Below are 21466 nucleotides of genomic sequence, written 5' to 3' on the forward strand. Positions count from 1 at the left end.
TAATTTACACGGAAAATTTAATTATAAACTCAAATACAGCATATTATGAATAATGATTCGTCCAGAAGATCATTTATCAAAAAGTCCGCTATCGCCAGTTCTGCGGCCATCGTAGCACCTACTATCGTATCATCGAGCGTGTTTGGTGCCAATGATCGGATCAACGCGGCAGTATTGGGCGTAAACGGAAGGGGCAAAAACCACATCCAAAGCCTGATGAATCAGGAAAACGTGCAGGTTACTACCCTCGTTGATCCGGATATGAACCTGCTCAGAGAGCGGCAGAAGTCTTTCAAGGAGGCCTATAACAAAGACGTAGCTCTTGTCCAGGACATGAGAAGGACTTTTGACGATCCGGATATTGACGTGATCAGTATAGCGGCACCTAACCACTGGCATGCCCTGGCCACCATCTGGGCCTGCCAGGCAGGAAAGGATGTCTATGTAGAAAAGCCAGGATCCCACAATATATGGGAGGGCAGAAAGATGGTAGAAGCGGCTCATAAATACGACCGTATCGTACAGCATGGCGTGCAGCTCCGCAGTTCTCCGGCCGTAAGGGAGGCTATTGACCTGATTCGCGATGGCTACATAGGCAATGTGTACATGGCCCGTGGTATTGTGTTCAGGTGGAGACCGAGCATCGGAGACAAGGGCTTTTCTCCGGTACCAGATGGTATAGACTACGATCTTTGGACCGGCCCGGCACCCAAACGGCCATTTTCACGAAATCTGGTCCACTATAACTGGCACTGGCATTGGGATTACGGCAATGGAGACGTTGGAAACCAGGGCATCCACGAAACCGATTTGTGCATGTGGGGGCTGGACGTAGGACTTCCTACAAAGATCACCTCTATGGGCGGGAAATTCCTCTGGGATGACGCCAAGGAAGTACCCGAAGTGCTCACATCAGTGTACAATTATCCGGAAGAGAATAAAATCATCCAATTTGAAGTACGGCCTTGGTGTACCAACGAAGAAGGTGGCGCCACTGTAGGCAACATCTTCTATGGAGATAAGGGATACATTGTAGTGGACGGGTACGACAAATACAAATCCTTCCTGGGCCAGGACCGAACTCCCGGGAAGTCAGGAGATGACGGAGGCCCATCCGGAACAGGCATGGACAGGGGAGCCGGAGGCACTGACGGACATTTTGCCAATTTCATCGAAGCGGTGCGCAAGCATGACAAGACCATCCTGAATGGCCCTGTGGAAACAGCCCATCTTTCCTCAGGTCTGGCCCATCTGGGCAATATTGCCTACAAACTGGAACGCGTGTTGACGTTCAATCCCCAATCCGAAACCTTTGTCAATGATGAAGAGGCGGATCAAATGCTGACCCGTAATTACAGAAAAGGCTTTGAAGTTCCTGAGCAGGTCTGATATCGATTGTTAGACCTGGTTAGCGGCTGTGGCTTTTGACAATTACCGGCCAGAATAGTTTTTCCGGCCGGTAATTGTCTTACACTAACATTTCAACGAATTATCAGCGGCCAGGAATTGCCTGAGTGTAAAAATGAGGTTATCTGCGGAAAGGGGAGCGCCCGACCCAGGTAAAAAAATGATAAACACAATAAACCGATCCGGCCTACTCAAGGCGTAACGACTACCTCGCACAGTGCGACGATTTTATAGCATGTGAGGTTGTATCCCCATAAACGGGAGCGAATTTTGGCCATAAATAAATTATAAACTTATGAGATACAGTGCAATCATATTATTGATCATGTTGATGAGCAGCACCCTACTCTTTGCTCAGAAAAAAGGCAAGGAAAAGATAGAGTTACAGGTAAATGAAGCGGAAAAAAAAGTGGATGTAATGGTGGGGGGTGAACACTTTACTTCCTATATCTATCCTGACAACATCATGAAGCCAGTTTTGTGGCCCGTTATGTCGCCGGGAGGAAATATGGTCACCCGAAGCTATCCCTTGATCAACAAAGAAGGAGACCGAACCGACCATCCTCATCATGTGGGCATATGGCTCAATTATGGTGATGTCAACGGCCTGGATTTTTGGAACAACTCCGAAGCCATTCCTGCGGAACGGAAAGACAATTATGGAACCATATACCACGAATCTGTAGAAAAAGCGAAAGGCGGCAAAGGAAAAGCCGTTCTGGAAACTAATGCCTTGTGGAAAGCGCCGGACAATACCACACTACTTGAAGAGGAAACCTCCTTTACCTTTATGGCATCAGAAGACATGCGCATCATTGATCGCACCACAACCCTTACGGCAGCCGTGGATGAAGTTGATTTTACGGACAACAAGGAAGGTATGTTTGCCATACGGGTAAGCCGGGAGCTGGAATTGCCCAGTGATAAGCCAACGGAACTGGTGGATTCGCATGGGGTGAAAACCCGCGTCGAAAAAATGGACAACACTTATGTAAAAGGGAATTACAGAAGTTCGGAGGGCATAGAAGGTGGAGATGTATGGGGCACCAGGGCCCGGTGGATGAAACTATCGAGTGAGATCAAAGGTGAACCTGTGTCACTGGTGATCATTGATCATCCAGACAACGTAGGGTATCCAACTTATTGGCATGCCAGGGATTACGGGCTTTTTTCAGCCAATACCCTTGGTCAGAAAGCTTTATCAGAAGGAGAAAATGAGTTGAATTTCAGTCTTGAAAATGGTGAAGAGACGACTTTCAAATACCGCTTTGTAGTAGCCTCCTCAGATCTATCTGATGCTGAAATCAATGAGATGGCGGATGAATATGCCAAAAAATAGATCAGCATCTTCCTAAAAATTAAATCAATATGAACCACCACCAATCAAGAAGAGATTTTCTCCAGAAAAGCCTGGCGGCAGGCCTTGGACTTGCACTTTGGAATCCGGCTGATCTTGCAGCCTTTTCGCAGCAGAGCAATATGCAGCTTGGCCTGGTCACCTATCAATGGGGTAAAGATTGGGATTTGCCTGAATTGATTGCCAATTGTGAAAAGACTGGCCTTTTGGGGGTAGAACTCAGGACCGAGCATGCCCATGGTGTAGAGACCCAGCTTTCCTCAAGTCAGAGAAGAGAAGTCAATAAGCGATTTGCCGACAGCCCCGTCACCTGTCTGGGCTATGGGTCTAATTTTGCCTATCATTACACAGACCAACAGGAAGTCCGTGAAAATATCGAGGGTACCAAACAATACCTGCAATTGTGTAAAGACATTGGGGCCACAGGCATTAAGGTAAAGCCCAACGGACTTCCCGAAGAAGTGTCGAAAGAAAAAACCATTGCACAGATTGCCGACTCACTCAATGAAGTGGGCAGGTTTGCCAAAGATCTGGGTCAGTTGGTCCGTGTGGAGGTACACGGCAAGCTTACCCAGCAGCTTCCCAATATGAAAGCTATTTTTGATCAGGTCACTGAAGACAGCGTGAAGGTATGCTGGAATTGCAATGATCAGGATCTCCTGCCTCCCGGACTGGAAGCAAACTTCAATTCCGTCAAAAAGTGGTTTGGTGACACCGTACATATACGGGAACTCAACGAGGGTGATTATCCTTACCAGCAGTTGATGAATTTATTCAAACAAATGAACTATAAGGGCTGGATATTACTGGAAGCCAGGACTGCACCTGCAAACCGCATAGCGGCTATGGAGGAACAATTGCGACTATTCAATGCGATGACCAAAGCCTGATCCGGGTACCCGTCAAAAAATCAACTAATAACCACCGGAAATAATCCCGGTGGTTTTTTCGTTATTCCTCCTCCTGCGACCAGAGCCAGAGGTATCAGGAAGCAGATTCCGCAAAATCTGCGACCTCTTCCCAAACGCGAAATATATTTTTGTAGCAAAATTTTTCGATTTCTTCCTTGCTGTATCCCCTTTTTAACAATTCTGCTATCAGATTGGGATACATGGACACATCCTTCAACCCGTTAGGAAGCGTATCACCCACCCCGTCAAAATCTGAACCGAAGCCCAGGTGATCTGTTCCTACCAGTTCTACAATGTGGTCAAAATGATCCGCTACCCTTTGCACCGAAGGAAACGGATTGTTTTCGGCAACATAGTCTGCAATATACTCCTGTGCTTCCGGGTCATTTCTGCTGAGTTCGTTCTCTGCCAGCCAATTGACTATATGCTCTCTGGCCGCATCATTTCCTTCCCGAAAATCCTGATCTATAAAGCTTCCCCCAAAATTAATCATGATTACACCGCCGTTTTCAGCGAGCTTTTTGATCATCTCATCAGCCATATTCCGCTCAAAGCCTGGCGTAAAATGTCTTGCTGATGAATGGGAAGCGATTACCGGCACCTGGCTTACTTCCAGCACATCATAAAAGGTATCATCAGACACGTGGGAAATATCCACCATGATGCCTGTCCTGTTCATTTCCTTTACTACCTCTACTCCAAATTCACTCAGCCCACCATGGGTATATGTAGTGTCGTAAGAAGAATCCCCAATCAGGTTGTCCTTACCATGTGTCAGGGTAATGTACCGGATACCCCGATCATAAAAATAGCCGATATTGTCAAGGTCGTCTTCTATGGGAGCTCCATTCTCCATACCCATAGGCAGTGAAATTTTACCTGCTTCAAAATTCTTTTTGATTTCATCAGGGCCATAAGCCAGCGCAAATTTATCCGGCCAGGTGGTAGTGAGCCGTTCGGTCATTAAGATCAGAGAGTCTGCCAGGGCTTTCGCTCCTCCCATTTCCTGGTACCTGGAAGGAATATAGATCGACATGAACGGGGCATCCAATCCCCCTTCCCTGGACCTGGGAAAATCAAAATTCCCTCCTTCCGTCCTTTCAGCCACATTCAATATTTCTCGCTGCAGGGTAAATCCACCTACTTTCATCCTGTAGGGCAGATCAACATGGCCGTCTACCATGATCGTATTTTGGGCGAGATCTCTGGCCATTTCCATGATTTCAGATTCAGAAAGCTTCGTGTAATCTATTGTATCTGCGCTGTCCTTTCCGCAAGATATAGCTAGAATGGGTAAACAAAGTGATAAAATAAACCTAAAGTACTTCATTTTTTGTAAATTTTGTTGTTAGTAGTTGAGAATTTCACAATTCGATCGTCAAATATACTGATCTTTCGGGTCATATCTACCTTTCAAAAAACTCATTTTCTGGCGAAAATGAAGCAATCCCCAAAAAAAATAGCGAAATTTGGACAACAACCAAAAACAACAATCATGAAATTCATAGCAAAACCCTCAACCATCGTACAGTGTGCGCTATCTCTGCTGGTTCTCTGGAGCTGCGGACCTGCCAATACCAACACCAACACAGAAAATGAAACGGAAGAAGTGGAAGAAGAAACCGCCGACGTGCAGGAACCCGGTCTGGAAAAAATCTGGGAGACACCCGCGGAGCTGACCACCAATGAATCTGTGCATTATGAAGAGAGCGATGGCCTCATTTATGTTGCTAATATTGAGGGTGGTCCGGATGAAAAGGATGGTGTTGGATCTATTTCCAAAATCAATGAAGACGGAGAGATTCTGGAGAAAGATTGGGTAAGCGGACTGAATGCTCCCAAAGGGATGGCCGTTATGGGCGATTACCTGTATGTCACGGATATCGACCGTCTGGTGGAAATAACCCTGGCTACGGGAGAAATCAGCAATACCTATGAGATTGCAGACGCTGTCTTTTTAAATGATGCCACCACTGACGGAGAGAAAGTATATTTCTCCGACATGAGAACCCACAAGATCCATTATCTGCAAGACGGATCGATCCATACTTTTGCAGAGGGACAAAACAACATAAATGGGCTTCGCGTCGGCAATGGCAATACCCTCTATGGTCTGGACGCAGAGGGATTAAAACAATATGCGACAGATGGCAGTTTTGAGATCATTAATGCGGATGTCACCGGCGGAGATGGCCTGATCGTACTCGATGAAAACACATTCATCGCCAGCCGGTGGTCGGGAGAGATTTTCCTGATAGAGGACGGCGTTGCCACTAAAATTCTCGACACTACCGCAGAAGAATCCAACACAGCCGATATCGGGTTCATCCCGGGAGAAGATATTGTATTGGTTCCGACTTTCTTTAAAAACAAAGTCGCCGCATATAAACTGTCCTATTGAAAGCATTTTAGATTTTAATCATCATATTGAATGAATATTCCAATGCATTCGTTATAAGGTATAGGATAGCAATGCTTTGTTAACAACCAAATATTTTAAATTTTAGCAGCATTGTAGTTAATTTGCAGAGAGATATCGGTTTTAAATAATTGCAGTATTGCCGATATCATAAAGCGAAAGCATAGTTTATGAACAAGTCAGAAAATATCAATTACGAATTGGAGAAGAACGCAGAGGTCATCAGTCAACTGGATGACTTTGTGACAGAAACGGTAGGTACTACCCTGATGGACCCGGATGACTGCTGGCAGCCAACAGACTTCCTTCCAGACATGTCGCAACCGGATGCGCTGGATCAGGTCCGGCTGCTCAGGGAACGGGCAGAAGGCATACCGGATACGGTGATCACCTCTCTGGTTGGAAACATGATCACGGAGGAGGCCTTGCCTAGCTACCAAACCTATTTCAACATGCTGGAAGGAATCAATGAGGAAGGATCACTTACCAGCCAAAGGGGATGGGTAAAGTGGACCAAGGCCTGGACTGCCGAAGAAAACCGGCACGGCGACTTGTTGAACAAATACCTCTACCTTTCCGGAAGAGCGGATATGCGAAAGGTAGAACAAACCATTCACCGGCTAATTTACAATGGTTTTGACCCCAGGTCCGAGAAAGATCCGTATCAGGCCATCATATACACTTCCTTTCAGGAAAGAGCTACAAAAATTTCCCATGTGAATACCGGTAAGCTGGCAGATAAAGCCGGTGACACGGTACTTGGCAAAATTTGTAAACAAATTGCAGGAGACGAGGCCAGACATGAAAAGGCCTATAAAAGTTTCATGACAGAAATTTTCAAAATAGATCCAAACGGAGCAATGCTGGCCTTCGAAAAAATGATGCGCAAGCAAATCGTCATGCCCGCAATTCTGATGGGTGAAGGTGGCAAAAACCCAACCCTCTTTGACCAATTTTCCGCCATCACACAAAAAGTCGGCATCTATACCGGCTGGGATTATGCCCGGATTATCGATCATCTGGTCAAGCTCTGGAATGTGGAGACGGCAACTGGATTAAATGATGTAGCTGCAAAGGCTCAGGAATATCTGGCCGGACTATCTTCCCGGTATTCCCGCCTGGCAGACAGAATGAAGACTCCTGATGAGATCAGTCTTGCATGGTTAAAATAAAAGGGCTAAAAAATAGAAATAAAATTGCCCTTTAAGAACTTTGCAAAATAAAAGCTTAAAAAGTGCTTAATCACCCGTAACAAAGGTAGGTCAGGCACTAACCAAAAAAAATACCCTGAACGGGGTATTTTTTTTGCATTTTTACTGACTAGCTGGGCAGATTGACGTCTGTTCGGTCTCTATTTTTCTAAATCACCTTATTGATATTCAGAATTTTACACTTACGCCGCAGATTAGACCGATCCGTCAAATAGTGGTAAAAAAGGTGTGATGCGATCGATAGATTGCGGATATGCAGACAAGGCAGGAAACCTCCGCCGGTCAATTTGCGGTCTCCGCGACAAGCGTGGCCAGCCGAAGTTGGAAATAGCTGTATTTATCTCCGAAGTGCTCTTTTAGTGGTTTGAGCTTTTCTACCCTAAGTTGTGCTTTGACCATCTGAATTTCCTCCTGAACGGCATTTGTAAGCAAAGCCGACACCTTTATCTCGCCTGCCATTGCCAAATCCACGATATGGCCTTCTATGGTGCTTTGGGCCAAGCCCCTTTTTGCTGCGATCTGCGGAATAGACAAGCCTTCCTTAAAGTATTCCAGGGTGTCTCTTTCTGAAATTGAGATCCCCTTTTTTACCGGCTTTTTCGACTGGCTTTTTCCTTCCTTATTAATTTCATTTTCGCGTAGGTAGTCCCGGATGATTGTCAGAAACTGCTTGCCATATTTTTCCAGCTTTTGCTGCCCCACACCATTGATTTTGAGCAATTGATGATCCGATTCGGGATAATATCGGGCCATCTCTTCGAGAGTAGCATCAGAAAATATGATGTATGGAGGTACATTCTGGTTTCTGGCCAGGTCAGCCCGAAGCACCTTCAATTGCCCCAAAAGGGCATCATCTTTCTCTGTTTGCTGCATTCCACTGGTAAAATCATCGTTGGGCATAGACAGCAAGAATTTCTCCTTTTTCTTCAACTTTTCCCAGGCAAGAGAGGTCAGGCTCAATACCGGTCTCAATGGATCGTCCTGTAACAGATAGCCCTCGACCAGTAGCTGGTGCCCAAGTAATTTCCAGAATTCAGCAGATTTGTCTTTACCTATCCCGTATACCGAAAGCAACTTTTGTTGTTCAGTTACTTTGGCTGCCTGTGAACCCCGCAATACCATGATGACATGTCCGATGCCAAACTTTTGATCCAGGCGTACCACGGCTGAAAGCAGCATCTGGGCATAAATCGTCACATCCGTTTTGCTCCCCTTCTGAAAACAGATGTCACAATTGCCACATTCCTCACCATAATCCTCACCAAAGTATTGAAGTAAAAATTTTCTCCGGCATTTTTTTGTTTGACAAAACCGGACCATGGTGTCCAATTTGGATTTCATATTCCGTACATACTCCGGATTGTCCGAACTTTCGATCATACGGCCAAGCGTGATCTTGTCACCAAAACTGTAAAACAGCAATGCTTCTCCGGGAAGTCCATCCCTGCCGGCGCGACCTGTTTCCTGGTAATAGCTTTCAATATTCTGGGGCATATTGGTATGCACTACGAATCGGACATTTGACTTGTCGATTCCCATACCAAAAGCTATGGTAGCCACGATGATCCTGATCTCATCTTTTATGAATTTTTCCTGATTGGCCTGTCTGACGTCCCTTTCCAGACCCGCGTGATAAGGTACCGCTGAAAAACCATTGGCACAAAGCCTGTCCGCCGTCTCCTCGACAGATTTTCTGGATAAACAGTAAATGATTCCCGAATCATTTGGTCGAATGCGCAGAAAATCTACAAGTTTGGCAAACGCGTCGGATCTGAGAGAAATCCGGTAGGTAATATTCGGCCGGTCGAAAGAAGATATGAACCATTGCGGTCGCTGCAGGTTTAATCTATCTGCGATATCCTTTCGCGTGTCCCGGTCTGCAGTCGCTGTCAGGGCCAGAAAAGTGGTTGAAGGAAATGACTTGCGCAGTTGCCCCAATTTCAGGTACTCTGGTCTGAAGTCGTGTCCCCATTGAGACACACAGTGGGCTTCATCGACGGCCACCAGAGACAATTCCACCTTTTGCAGCATGTCCACCAGGGGATAATTCCCTCCATAGAGTTTCTCAGGCGCTACGTACAATATTTTGATGTGCCCAGCCAGCACCTGCCCGGAAATGTATCTCTGCTCACTGATATCCTGAGATGAGTTTAGAAATGCAGCAGGAATTCCCAGTTGGTTCATGGCGTCCACCTGGTCTTTCATCAAGGCAATCAATGGAGAAAGGACCAGGGTGAGACCCGGTAAAATCATGGCCGGTACCTGAAAGCAAACAGACTTTCCTGCGCCGGTTGGCATCAGGGCGATGCAGTCTTTCCCATCCAGAACAGTTTGAATTATGGCTTCCTGATGGCCCCTGAAGGAATGATACCCGTAAAAATTCTTTAATACATCCAGTGGTTTCATGCAAGGTCGCTTAAGCTTGGTTGGTAAAAAGTATTTAAGCTACTACAAATTCAAAAAAAAATCAAGTCCCAACGGCGCCCCAGTGCTTTACTTTTTCAGGACTTTAAGGACCTGACTTTCTTCTCCCCAGCCCAAATGAAAAAAATAAAGCCCAGGGACCAGGGAGTTGATATGGGCTGACAATTGCTGGTTTATCTTTTCCAAACTGCTGTCTTTTAGGGACAATACTTCTCCCAGGGAACCGAATATGAGCAGATCAATAGGTTCACCATTGTATTTACCCACATCCACCAGGTCCAGTTTTGCTTCATCTCCCCGATTGGGATTGGGATAGAGTCTCCACACCAAATGGCGCCTGGTAGCCGCTCCCGGAACCTGCAGGCTCAGTACCTCTCCAATAAACTCCGACTCGCCACTCTCCCCTACCTGCTGCAGGCGATAATAAATCCTCGAGTAGAAAAGTGGAAGTTGCCTGTCCCAATATTCATAGCTGTTGATTTCCTTTGATTCATCTGCTGCGGGAATTTCTTCCAGAGGCTTAAATAATCCCGGATGGCCAATGGCTCGTTCCACGATAAAATACTCCAAATCTTCTTCGGATTCCGTACTCCAGCTCAGCCGTATTTTCCTGTCCCCGGCATGATATTCGACCTGCTGATCCAGCAGGGTTATCGGGAGAATGCTGCAGGGAAAGAATTTGCCCTCATCAATCTCTTGTGTCTTTCCGCCCGGTGTCGGCGGAGGAAAATCTCCACAAACGTAAATTTTTGATTGATCCTCCGCTATGATGGTGGCATCTCCACTGACGAGAATATCCTCGCCTACGTAGACTTCACTGGTACCTCCAACGGCAATTTGCGTATCTCCCCGGATATCAATATTTTCATCTATTTGTACCTGAGAACCGCCATAAGTATTGAATTGGTGTAGTCTACCTCCGGTGACAAGCAGGCTTCGGGTACGAAAAAATCCGGTCACATTGATTGTAGATGAATTTCCCGAATATTCGGTGGGTCCTTCACTGGTCATAGCCCCTCCTCCCAAAACCTCAAGAGCAGACCTGTTGCCCATTTCTATGGATGCTACTGTCAGCATCCCGGAATCGTCTCCCCCCAAACTAAGAATCGTTTGATCAGAAGTCCCTCCCTGAGCCAGGGTCAAAGCCCCGGTAACCTTCATCCGGGAGGATGCCTCCAGATCAAACTGGATATCCCGTTGCCCCAGAATCGTCAAATTGCCCCCAATGGTGAGTTCAGCACCATCCCCCAGGAAGAGCGAAGTAAATGTGCCGCCCAATTCGACATCTTCTGAGACCTGCAAATCATCGTTGATAACGACCACTACCTGACATCCCGCAGGAGTGAAGGAAGGCCATGCCCCATTTTCAGCACAACCCGACGGCTCATTGAGCGCTGTCTTGCTCCAGCAATCCCCATCACGCCAGGATGCCGAACAGCCAATAGCTTCAGGAGTATATGTATATACCTGAGCATGTGATCCCCTTAGTGGTAAAACACTGCATAGCAATAGCAATAAAACCGGAATATGACTGGGCATGGACAGGAATGATGAATACCGTTTGCAATACACTTTTTTGCATTACACAATCCACGAAATTAGCTGATAGACCCGGCTTTAACAAGCTTTTTATAATTTTAAATACATTTTTTTATTTTTCAACCACATTTTTATGTTTGCAAATGTGTTTTCACGTGTAATGAACCTGAACGAATTTATGGAATTGTGAATACTCTTTGATTAAGGTCTTCACCAAATTGAGTCCAGGAAGGAACGCTGGATTAGACTTTCAGAATTTTAACACGGTATATTTCGCTATCAAAAATCAGCTCAACGACACAAAGCCCTTTTCCGGCTTCACTAATTCTTGCCTGAAGCCACTGATCCAGTTCCATGCCAATCTCTCCTTCATATGCAGCGATCGCTGTATTCTGCATGAACCGGACTTTTACCCTACCCGACACGTCGCCGCCGACGGGTTTAATTTTCAGGCTGGATCCATCAGAGGGATTTGGATAGGCGAGCCATTCCATTTTTGAATGTTCTTTCGCTGTCAGGCGAGCTCCCACTACTTCACTTAAAGAAAACTCGCCGTCGAAATCTACCTGCCTGATTCGGTAGTAAACCATTCCATTAAATCCTTTTCGCTGATTATCCTGAAAACTATAATGCGTTTCCACATTAGACCATCCTGCCGCCGGGATTTCTGCTATTTTTTCGAATGCATCAATTCCGCCGAAGGATCTCTCTATCTCATAGTGACTACTGGCCTCTTCTTTTGATGTCTTCCAGTCCAGTCTTAAAAATTCTTCGCCCTCTACAGCCACGTCAAAAGATTTCCAAAGCACCGGCAGGGCAAAACATCCCTGGCCATAAAACGCATTATTTCTTAAACTGACATGGTAGGTACTTTCTTTCGTTGAATTCTGGTAATCACAAATGTTGACCGCCGCATTGTTCCTGCCATTGATACTGGCTCCGTTGGAAGCCCTGAGCTTTCCTCCGACGGCTACTTCTGTATTGTTAGCAACATTGATCGACCCGTTGGTCATGGTGATATCTTTCTGAACGATGAGGCTTGAAAAATTGCTAAGATCAAGTTTAGCACCACCGCTCATGTTCAGGTTTTCCTCAAATGTAATTCCGGAATTACCTTCGGCGGATATACCCCCACCATTGGACATGGTCACATCGCCAGAAAATAATCCGGAAGCAGTGTTTTTGAAATTGATCTGCCCGCTCTGGCCAGTAGAAGTGGTACCCCCAACCTGTATCCTGCTCTGTCCAAGCATATTCAGCGTTCCGTTGTTAATCAATAAATTGCCGGATACATTAAATCGGCCATCAGCTGCGGATGCGTTGATGGTACCGCCTGAGGTGAATGTCAGGTCTTTGGTCTCAAAATCTCCCGCGAGATTCAGTGTAGCATTGCTCTTTACCAGAGTTTCTTCTTTCACGATTAGCGTAGCGCCATCCGCCACGGTGATAATCGGCCGGTTGTCTCCTACAATCAGCCTGTCTATGATTAAGCTGGCATTTCTGGGAACTACTATCTCAACGCCGCGATTGATATCAAAGGTACCTTGAACAATCCATTCAGCTCCCTCTGCCAGTTCAATTTTGGGCAAGGAACCGCCACCGTTGATGGTCAGATCGCCTGTAAACAGCAAACGACCATTTGCACCGATATTGATACCTGCAAACACCCCGCTGCCAAAACCGGTGGCATTTCCATTGTACACCAGTTCATGATTGATGGTCACTTCCACCGGACAGCCCCAGTTTTTGGAAATCGGAGGTTGACCCTGACTGATATTGTTATTGGCAGCGCAATTATGAGTGCTTGTCCAGGTCTGATTTTGCTTCCACTCCCCGGCTGCAATGCTGGTAAAGTTTTGTGCAGCCACAAAATGCCGGGTAAGCAAGAGTATCAAAAAAAAGTAAAGAGATAGCGACTTGAAAGTAGGGTTAAACGAAAGATTAGAAAAAACTGTCATTGCTGTTTGATTGATTAACAGCATAAAATTAAACAGTCATCAGGGCATAGAATGAATTAATCGTTCAACGGGACCAATCGCGGGTCAGGATGGTAAAAAATACAGATAAAGGTATTTTGAAATATATTTTTTGTATTTCAAATGCCTAGTTTTGTTGAAAATAAAAAAAGCCCGAGTGTCGGGCCTTTTTTTGTATAGGGTATTTTTCTGGTATACTTACCCGTTCATACTGATCAAAAACTCAGCATTATCTCTTGTACCTTTCATTCTCTGGAGCAAAAATTCCATGGCTTCCTGAGAAGTCATGTCTGACATAATTTTTCTAAGGATCCAGATTCTCTGCATCTCCTCCTTATCCATAAGCAGGTCTTCGCGTCTGGTACCAGATCCGGGCACATCAATAGCGGGATAAATCCTCCTGTTAGACAATTTCCTATCCAGAGAAAGCTCCATGTTACCGGTACCTTTAAATTCCTCGAAAATCACTTCATCCATTTTGGAGCCGGTTTCCACAAGCGCTGTGGCAATAATGGTGAGGGAGCCACCATTTTCCACGTTTCTTGCTGCACCAAAAAAGCGTTTGGGCTTGTGAAGGGCATTGGCATCTACCCCACCAGACAATATTTTTCCGGATGAAGGTACCACAGTATTGTGTGCACGGGCGAGGCGGGTGATAGAATCGAGCAGAATGACAACGTCATGTCCACACTCAACCATTCTTTTGGCCTTTTCCAGTACCAGGGCTGCCACCTTTACGTGTCTTTCTGCTTGTTCGTCGAAGGTAGACGATATCACTTCTGCCTTCACAGACCTGGCCATATCGGTCACCTCTTCAGGTCGCTCATCGATCAGAAGGATCATGAGATGCACCTCGGGATGGTTTTCGGCAATAGCATTGGCAATTTTCTGCAACAAAACGGTTTTCCCTGTCTTTGGCTGGGCTACGATCATGCCCCGCTGACCTTTTCCTATCGGTGCAAACAGATCTACAATTCTGGTAGAATAATTGTCCGGCTTAGTAGTCAGATTAAGTCTTTCTTCGGGAAACAATGGCGTCAGGTACTCAAAGGGAATTCTATCCCGGATTTCGTCCGTCGTTTTTCCGTTTACCGTACCTACTTTTAAAAGGGCGAAATATTTTTCACCTTCCTTGGGTGGTCTGATCTGACCCTGTATGTTGTCTCCTGTTTTCAGACCAAAAAGCTTGATTTGAGAGGGAGATACGTAGATGTCATCCGGAGAGGCAAGATAATTGTAATCCAGAGATCTCAGGAATCCATATCCGTCCGACATAATTTCCAGCACACCGGAGTTTTCAATGATACCGTCAAAATCCTTTATGGTAACGGAAGTTTTTCTTTTGGGACTGTATTGTTGATCCTGGTTCGATTGCTCATCTGAATCCCTGTGGTTGCGCTTCTTTGAAAAGTCTGTATCAGCAGCGGCCTGGCCCTGATCATCTGTTCCGGATTTAATCTCATCCAGATCTACCACAGCCCGGCGCCTCGGTCTGAAGCTTCTGCCTTTTTCATCTTCTGGCTTAGAAGCTGCCTTGCTGCCGTTATCTTCACTTTTCCGGCTATCATCCTTCCGGCTGTCATCCGGTTTCTTGGATTCATCACCCTTTTTATTGGCAGGCTTATTCTTTGGTTTCCGTTCCTGACTAGCGGCTTTATTTGCGGGAGATTTGGAGGCTTTGTCCTCCTTATCGGTATTTTTCCCGGATTCTTCCTTAGGGAGCTCGGTGACATTCTGCCTTTTAAATTTCGGTTTTTCTTCCATAGAAGCGGCACCAGCAGCCTTTTCTCCCGAGACCTCCTGCTCTACCAGTTCTGATTCTACTTTAGAAGGCTTCTTCTTAGGTAGAGATTTTTCCGGTGTGATGGCCTGCTGGTCTAATATAGCATAAACCAAATCCTCCTTTTTTAAAGATTTAAAGTTCTTAACCCCCAACTCCTCTGCTATTTCTTTTAGTTCAGACAATAGCCTGATTCTTAATTCTTCTATGTTATACATAAAAAACGTGTGAATGTAATTCTAGACTGTGTAAATGATGAAATGGTATGTAACTTAGATTGGTATAAAAAGGTATACAGACAATGCTAAACTCCCCAGGATGGGGATCTTCTGCTTATTTGATATCACAATATTACATCAAACGCTAATAATACGCAAATTTTTATGAAATTGTTATTAATATAGTGAAATTCAAATTTCCAAGCTTATTGTATGTCAGATTTCAAAACCTTCTTCTGCCTGACCTTAAATTATCCTACTCTTGTATGAGTTCTGATCGGCTACACCCTATACAGCTTACTGCCTATACCCTTATCTCCATCAGTTTGGTCCTTTGGTTGATGCAGGTGGCGGCATTTATCCTGGTACCTTTGGTTTGGGGTATTTTCTTTGCCTTTGCGTTGTACCCTTTCAGCAACTGGCTGGAAAACAGAAGATTCCCACGATCCCTGGCCATTGCCAGTACGCTGGTACTGGTCAGCATTGCCGGCGGTGCTATTTTCTACCTGCTGATCCATCAGATGGTCCTCTTGCTGGCAGATATCCCTGAAATCGGCACAAAACTCAACGAGAAATGGGCTGATTTTCTCCAGCAGATTGAAATGCAACTGGGCCTGGATGCTTTCTCCGGTTCAGACAATATCACACTGCGCAATTGGTTTTCATTCGAAAACCTAAACAACACACTTTTCAATACAGGAAAATCCCTGACTTTGATTGGTATCATTCCCCTGTACGTATTTTTGCTGCTTTATTACAAAGACTTTTTTATCGAATTCCTGTTAAAAGCATCCTCCAGACGCAATGAAGCCATACTTGCCGCGATAGCTGACTCGGGCCAGGTCATACATGCCTACCTGATTGGGATGGTAAAAGTCACCTTCCTCGTTGCCATCATGGCTGGAATCTATTTTCAATTGATTGGCATCAAATATTTCCTTCTCTTCGCCCTGTTTATTGCCATTATGAACCTCATCCCATACATTGGTGTGGTTATCAGCTCTGTACTGGTAATATTCTATGTGTTCCTGACATCAGACTCATTTCTCCTGCCCATACTGACTTTACTGGTACTCTGGGGCATTCAATTACTCGAAAACAACCTGATAACTCCTTTGGTCGTAGGCTCAAAAGTCAAAGTAAATGTTTTGGCCGTCGTTCTGGCCATTCTTATAGGAGGTGGAATCTGGGGCGTTTCCGGAATGGTTCTTTTCATTCCCCTCACCGGCATTCTCAAGATTACTCTTGACCGTATCCCTTCGCTCCAGCCCTATGGCTACCTTCTTGGAGATAAATTCCCGGTAATAGAAAAAAACGAAAACTTCATCCGCCTGCTCCGAAAAAAATGGTCCGGAAAGTAAAATGTGCGCACGAAAGGATTCGAACCTTCACACCCGAAGGCGCTGCCACCTGAAGACAGTGCGTCTACCAATTTCGCCACGTGCGCATTTGCATGCAAAAATGAGAAATTAAAATATCTTCAGCAAAGAAATTTGCATTTAATCACTGTTTTCAGGTCATATTATTTTTTACTGAAGAGCCACTGTTTAATCAACAGTTTCATTTACAAAGCCTTTCGCGCCAGAAATTACTATAAAAAAACTGCGCTCCAGGATCGTCTCATTTGGTTCCCATAGTTTTTCAGTTGCCACATAGCTGGTCCCGGTCTTAAATCGGGGTAATCCCGCTCGTGTTAAATAAACATCCCTCTGTGTGTCGCGTTCTACCTGCCCGATTTTATGTAAAACAGCATCCCCAAGGTATCATTTACAAATATCTACCAATACCGGTATGCGGTTTATGAATCCAAATCCACCGTCTCCCCGGAGTGAACGGTTATCTTTTAAATGGTAACTGTTCAAAAAACTTCTTTTCCACTTTAAAGATGGTCCCGTGTCTGCTATCCTTTGGAAAACTGATCCGTGCCGAGATGTCCTCCCAATTTTTCAAATCAGATGACATGACTGCACCCATCCGCTTTTCAATGTATTTATCAAAAAATACGATCCAATAGTCACCGACCTTGGTAACTGTCGGCCCTTCGGCCCAATAATTGCCGGTAATGGGTGGTCCTGCGGGACCATAGGGGCCGTCAGCATGCTCAGCTCTGGCGATCCGGATATTTTTTTTTGGTGGCTCTCTGGTTTCATCCTTCACAAATAACCAGTATTCCCCGTCAATTTCCTGGATGGTACCATCGATTACATTGAAACCTGGCTCGTAAAACAATTTGGTTTCGGAAAACTCCTTAAAATCACGTGTGGTCACGTAATACTGCCTGTGATTGTAGCCATCATCCTCCTGAGACTGGGTTTCGGGATACAAACCACGGATGGTAGTGGACCAATAAATGATAAACTTATCGTCTTTCTCGTCATAAAAGATCTCCGGGGCCCAGGTATTTCTGGCTGCAGGCTCATGTTCCATTACAGGTATATACTGCTGCTCAGACCAGCTCACCAAATCGTCTGAATAGGCATACCCCAGACCCTTTTCGTTCCAGCTTACGGTCCATACCATATGGAATCTGCCTTTCTTGTCCCGAATGATGCAGGGATCCCGCATCAGCTTATCTCCCCCTGCGGTTGGTTTAAGCAGGGATTTTCCTTCTCCCAATTCCTTGTAATGGTACCCATCCACGGAATAAGCCAGGTGTAGGCCGTCCTCCCCGTTGCCGGTGAAATAGGAAAAAAGGTATACTTGCTCCGTAGGCTGATAAGCGGTGGATGAACATTCAGACAAAAACGCCAGCACTGCCAAACATCCGATTATCTTTTGCATATACAACATGTCAATTTATTTGTAGCAATGGGTGGGAAAAGCCAAAGATAGCAAATTAATCCATGCGAAAAATTAGGCGAAACCAGATTTGTCCACCCCCAAACCCGCCCTCCACTTAGGCTTTAAAACTTTTGGCTAATCAGGTTTTTCTTCCTTTTATAAAATTTATTTGCGTATTATTTAAAAAAGTCAACCCAAAAAAAAGCTAACCAGCATAGTACAGGATAGAATATTTTAAATTATTTAGGTAATTTAACCTAATTCTAATTCATCTATGCAAATCATACAATAAATTACCTATTTAATTAATTAATCAATAAACCTTAAAATTATGGACAAATTTTTCCCAAAAATTTACAAATACAGTCTGGCTGTATTTGTCCTCTCCCTGCTATTATTAAGCAGCCATACTATGGCACAGGGAGTCCGGACGATATCCGGAGTAGTCAAAGCACAGGAAGATCAGGAGCTGATACCTGGTGTGTCTGTGCTGGTAAAAGGTACCACGAGAGGTACCGTCACCGACATCGACGGGGAGTTTAGCCTTGAGGTCTCCAATGGGGATGTTCTGGTCACCAGCTTTATCGGCTATGAAACCAAGGAGGTCACCGTACAGGAAGGCATGGACAATCTGGAAATCCTGCTAAATTCCTCCTTTTCGGACCTCTCCGAGGTAGTTGTGGTCGGGTATGGCACTCAGAAAAAGTCAGACCTCACCGGTGCTGTGGGATCGGTCAGCAGCGAAGCACTTCAGGAAAGGCCGGCGGCTTCTCTAAACCAGGCGCTTTCGGGAAGGATACAGGGTGTAAACGTGTCGGTCAACTCTGGTCGTCCTGGCGGAAGGGCCAATATACGGATTCGTGGAAACACCTCGGTGAGTATTGCCAATGATCCCCTGTATGTGATTGATGGGGTGATCATTCACGCGGCAGGTCTTGCCAATGGAAGTACGCCTATCGACTATATTAATCCCAATGATATTGCTTCTGTTGAAGTGCTGAAAGACGCCTCCGCTACAGCCATTTACGGTGCCAGGGGTGCCAACGGAGTAATTCTGGTTACTACCAAAAGAGGCAGCAATTCCGGAGGTATGATCACTTTCGATACTGACCTCAGCGTGGGCGTACTTCCCCGGAAAATCCCGCTCCTGAATTCGGAAGAATTCCTGATGGTAGAGGATATTGCCTACCAGAATGCGCAAAAATACGATCCTACCGGATGGGCCAATGGCATTTACAGGGATCCCCAGCTGAAAAGGACAAACCCGTTGCTATTTGACGCCAATGGCAACCCACTGCATGATACCGACTGGCAGGACGAATCCTTTCGCCAGGCAATTACCCAAAATTATCAATTGGGCCTGACGGGTGGAAATGAAAAGGATTCCTACGGGATATATGTCAATCACAGAAATGAAGAAGGCCTGATGCGCGGTTCTTTCTTAAAGAGATACGCAGGAAGATTTGTGTTTGACAGCCAGATCAAAGATTGGGTCAAGGTAGGTGGAACACTGAGTTACACAGACCAGCGGGAAAGACAGGTAGATCCCCTGGGTGCTGGAGGCATCATTGCCATGCGGCAGGTTCTGGAAGCCTTGCCCATTATACCGGTAAAATATGCTGACGGAAGCTGGGCCGGCAACGAGGACTATCCCGGTATGGAAGGTGGAAACAACCCCCTTCACGTGGTAGAAGATCGCGTCTATATGGTCAACACCCAAACCATGCTCGGCAACCTGTATGCCAATTTCAGCCTGGCGGAGGGCCTGGAACTGAGGTCAGTACTGGCAACGAATATCATCAATCAGCGTGTAGATTATTACGGAGGAAGGATGCTGAATTATATTGCAAGAAATCAGGGAGGAGATGCTTCCGTGATGAATGACCGGCTAAACTCCTGGCAGTTTGAAAACTATCTGACTTATAACAAAGACATAGACGAAAATCAATCTATCAATGCGCTTTTGGGAATTTCCTGGCAGCATGTAGACCGGTTTAACAGCACCGCAAGATCCCAGAATTTCCAGGATGACTATTTCAAATTCAATAACCTGGGTGCCGGGGCCAACGTCTTTCAGACCCTTTCCGGCACCTCAGCTTATGGATTGAATTCCTATTTTGGCAGGTTCAACTATAACCTGAAAGAAAAATACCTGCTGACCTTTACGGGCCGGATTGACGGATCCTCCAAATTTGGAGAGGCCAACCGATATGCGGTATTCCCCTCTGCTGCGCTTGCATGGCGGGTATCAGAGGAAGATTTCCTGAAAGACAGCAGAACGCTGTCCAACCTGAAACTCAGGGCCAGCTATGGTGTCACCGGCAACTCTGAAATACCGGCTTATCAGGCACTCGCCGGAATGGGTAACTATACCGTGATTTTCAACGATTCAAGGGCCATTGGACTGGGGATCAACCGCCTGGCCAACCCTGACCTGCGGTGGGAAAAAACATTCCAGACAGATGTAGGAGTTGAACTGGGTCTATTCAACAACCGATTGACATTCGAGCTGGACCTCTACAGGAAGTTGACCGAGGACATGTTGCTCAATGCACCGGTACCCTCCAGTAGCGGATATACCCAGGTGACACGTAATATCGGTAGTATGGAAAACAAAGGGGTGGAGTTTGCACTGAATTCCGTAAACGTGGTCAACAATGACTTTAAATGGGATACCCACTTCAACATTTCTGTGAACAGAAACAAGGTCCTGGAGCTTACAGGTGGAGCAGACATCTTTTCCGGGTCTACGATCATCCGGGAGGGTGAGCCCGTAGGCTCATTCTTTGGATTTGTGCACCTGGGTACCTGGGACACCGATGAGGCAGATCTCGCCGCCCAGTATTTCAAGCTTCCGGGAGATATCAAATATGAAGATGTAAACGGAGACGGTGCCATCAATGACAATGACCGGGTAATCATCGGTCAGGGTATTCCCAAAGGTTTTGGAACGCTGATGAATACCTTTCAGTACAAAAACTTTGAGCTTATGGTCGATCTGCAGTTTATGTATGGCAATAACGTATTGTGGAGAAGCAAGCACTCTGCAGAAGACCGCCAGGGCATTGCCAATAGTTTCAGAACGGTGCTGAATGCCTGGACCCCGGAGAACCAAAACACCAATATTGCCCAACTCAGGCCCCTTACAGCCGGCTATAATACCTTTAATGATACAGACAGGGCACAGGATGGCTCTTTCCTGAGAGGGCGAAACCTGCTATTTGCCTATACTTTTGATCCGGGACTGATCCAAAGGATCAAACTGAACCGCCTGCGTGCCTTTGTTTCCGTGCAGAACTTCTTCCTGAGCACCAAATTTCAGGGCTATGATCCGGAAGTTTCCACCTCAGGCTCTCCCTTCGATCAGGGCGTAGACCTGTACGCTTACCCAAAACCAAGGGTATTCATGTTGGGTGTAAACATCGCTCTGTAATCTGTAAAAC

At 45.8% G+C, this 21466-nt stretch carries 13 protein-coding genes and 1 tRNA gene; 7 read left to right on the forward strand and 7 right to left on the reverse strand.

Going from position 1 to position 21466, the window contains the following annotated elements; translation table 11 throughout:
- Positions 1-45 precede the first annotated feature (45 nt).
- From BUB19_RS04490 to BUB19_RS04500, 3 genes are all read left to right on the forward strand, one after another.
- Positions 46-1389 carry a Gfo/Idh/MocA family protein gene (locus tag BUB19_RS04490; protein WP_073092689.1) on the forward strand — a complete coding sequence of 448 codons (1344 nt, stop codon included), beginning with the start codon at positions 46-48 and terminating at the stop codon, positions 1387-1389.
- Between the two features lie 313 nt (positions 1390-1702).
- Positions 1703-2746 (forward strand): DUF6807 domain-containing protein, encoded by a 1044-nt coding sequence (locus tag BUB19_RS04495; protein ID WP_073092692.1) that lies wholly within the window; start codon positions 1703-1705, stop codon positions 2744-2746.
- Positions 2747-2775: 29 nt separating this feature from the next.
- On the forward strand, positions 2776-3654 hold the full coding sequence (locus BUB19_RS04500) for a sugar phosphate isomerase/epimerase family protein (RefSeq protein WP_073092695.1): 879 nt from the start codon (positions 2776-2778) through the stop codon (positions 3652-3654).
- 94 nt (positions 3655-3748) lie between these two features.
- Here the strand turns inward: BUB19_RS04500 and BUB19_RS04505 are convergent, their stop codons facing one another.
- On the reverse strand, positions 3749-5005 hold the full coding sequence (locus tag BUB19_RS04505; protein ID WP_073092698.1) for a dipeptidase: 1257 nt from the start codon (positions 5003-5005) through the stop codon (positions 3749-3751).
- Positions 5006-5170: 165 nt separating this feature from the next.
- Between BUB19_RS04505 and BUB19_RS04510 the strand changes: the two genes are divergently transcribed.
- Complete coding sequence (locus BUB19_RS04510) at positions 5171-6076, forward strand: YncE family protein (protein WP_073092701.1); 906 nt, start codon at positions 5171-5173, stop codon at positions 6074-6076.
- Between the two features lie 188 nt (positions 6077-6264).
- A complete protein-coding gene (locus BUB19_RS04515) occupies positions 6265-7266 on the forward strand; it encodes an acyl-ACP desaturase (protein WP_073092704.1) in 1002 nt (333 codons plus the stop codon).
- Between the two features lie 321 nt (positions 7267-7587).
- Here the strand turns inward: BUB19_RS04515 and recQ are convergent, their stop codons facing one another.
- The 4 genes from recQ to rho form a co-directional block, all read right to left on the reverse strand.
- Entirely contained in the window at positions 7588-9711 is a 2124-nt protein-coding gene (gene recQ / locus BUB19_RS04520; RefSeq protein ID WP_073092707.1) for a DNA helicase RecQ, read from the reverse strand.
- Positions 9712-9798: 87 nt separating this feature from the next.
- Positions 9799-11268, reverse strand: coding sequence for a T9SS type A sorting domain-containing protein (locus BUB19_RS04525; RefSeq protein ID WP_073092710.1), 1470 nt, complete (start codon positions 11266-11268; stop codon positions 9799-9801).
- Between the two features lie 242 nt (positions 11269-11510).
- Positions 11511-13226 carry a hypothetical protein gene (locus tag BUB19_RS04530; RefSeq protein ID WP_143155909.1) on the reverse strand — a complete coding sequence of 572 codons (1716 nt, stop codon included), beginning with the start codon at positions 13224-13226 and terminating at the stop codon, positions 11511-11513.
- A gap of 216 nt (positions 13227-13442) precedes the next feature.
- Positions 13443-15242, reverse strand: coding sequence for a transcription termination factor Rho (gene rho, locus BUB19_RS04535; protein ID WP_073092716.1), 1800 nt, complete (start codon positions 15240-15242; stop codon positions 13443-13445).
- Between the two features lie 266 nt (positions 15243-15508).
- Here rho and BUB19_RS04540 point away from each other — a divergent pair, with 266 nt between their 5' ends.
- Complete coding sequence (locus tag BUB19_RS04540) at positions 15509-16603, forward strand: AI-2E family transporter (RefSeq protein ID WP_073093190.1); 1095 nt, start codon at positions 15509-15511, stop codon at positions 16601-16603.
- Between the two features lie 4 nt (positions 16604-16607).
- Here the strand turns inward: BUB19_RS04540 and BUB19_RS04545 are convergent.
- Positions 16608-16689, reverse strand: a tRNA-Leu gene (locus BUB19_RS04545).
- Positions 16690-17078: 389 nt separating this feature from the next.
- Positions 17079-18023, reverse strand: a complete 945-nt coding sequence (locus BUB19_RS04550; protein ID WP_073093194.1) for a glycoside hydrolase family 43 protein — start codon at positions 18021-18023, stop codon at positions 17079-17081.
- A gap of 331 nt (positions 18024-18354) precedes the next feature.
- Here BUB19_RS04550 and BUB19_RS04555 point away from each other — a divergent pair, with 331 nt between their 5' ends.
- Positions 18355-21456 (forward strand): SusC/RagA family TonB-linked outer membrane protein, encoded by a 3102-nt coding sequence (locus BUB19_RS04555; RefSeq protein ID WP_073092719.1) that lies wholly within the window; start codon positions 18355-18357, stop codon positions 21454-21456.
- The last annotated feature ends 10 nt before the right edge of the window (positions 21457-21466 follow it).

This window comes from Cyclobacterium lianum (assembly GCF_900143075.1).
Taxonomy (GTDB): Bacteria; Bacteroidota; Bacteroidia; order Cytophagales; family Cyclobacteriaceae; genus Cyclobacterium; species Cyclobacterium lianum.

What these genes read in the sequence shown, in the direction of transcription:
- BUB19_RS04515 (WP_073092704.1), top strand. Translation starts at nt 6,265, where the DNA reads ATGAACAAGTCAGAAAATATCAATTACGAATTGGAGAAGAACGCAGAG.
- rho (WP_073092716.1), bottom strand. Translation starts at nt 15,242, where the DNA reads ATGTATAACATAGAAGAATTAAGAATCAGGCTATTGTCTGAACTAAAA.
- BUB19_RS04555 (WP_073092719.1), top strand. Translation starts at nt 18,355, where the DNA reads ATGGACAAATTTTTCCCAAAAATTTACAAATACAGTCTGGCTGTATTT.
- BUB19_RS04525 (WP_073092710.1), bottom strand. Translation starts at nt 11,268, where the DNA reads ATGCCCAGTCATATTCCGGTTTTATTGCTATTGCTATGCAGTGTTTTA.
- BUB19_RS04530 (WP_143155909.1), bottom strand. Translation starts at nt 13,226, where the DNA reads ATGACAGTTTTTTCTAATCTTTCGTTTAACCCTACTTTCAAGTCGCTA.
- recQ (WP_073092707.1), bottom strand. Translation starts at nt 9,711, where the DNA reads ATGAAACCACTGGATGTATTAAAGAATTTTTACGGGTATCATTCCTTC.
- BUB19_RS04500 (WP_073092695.1), top strand. Translation starts at nt 2,776, where the DNA reads ATGAACCACCACCAATCAAGAAGAGATTTTCTCCAGAAAAGCCTGGCG.
- BUB19_RS04490 (WP_073092689.1), top strand. Translation starts at nt 46, where the DNA reads ATGAATAATGATTCGTCCAGAAGATCATTTATCAAAAAGTCCGCTATC.
- BUB19_RS04510 (WP_073092701.1), top strand. Translation starts at nt 5,171, where the DNA reads ATGAAATTCATAGCAAAACCCTCAACCATCGTACAGTGTGCGCTATCT.
- BUB19_RS04495 (WP_073092692.1), top strand. Translation starts at nt 1,703, where the DNA reads ATGAGATACAGTGCAATCATATTATTGATCATGTTGATGAGCAGCACC.
- BUB19_RS04550 (WP_073093194.1), bottom strand. Translation starts at nt 18,023, where the DNA reads ATGCAAAAGATAATCGGATGTTTGGCAGTGCTGGCGTTTTTGTCTGAA.
- BUB19_RS04540 (WP_073093190.1), top strand. Translation starts at nt 15,509, where the DNA reads ATGAGTTCTGATCGGCTACACCCTATACAGCTTACTGCCTATACCCTT.
- BUB19_RS04505 (WP_073092698.1), bottom strand. Translation starts at nt 5,005, where the DNA reads ATGAAGTACTTTAGGTTTATTTTATCACTTTGTTTACCCATTCTAGCT.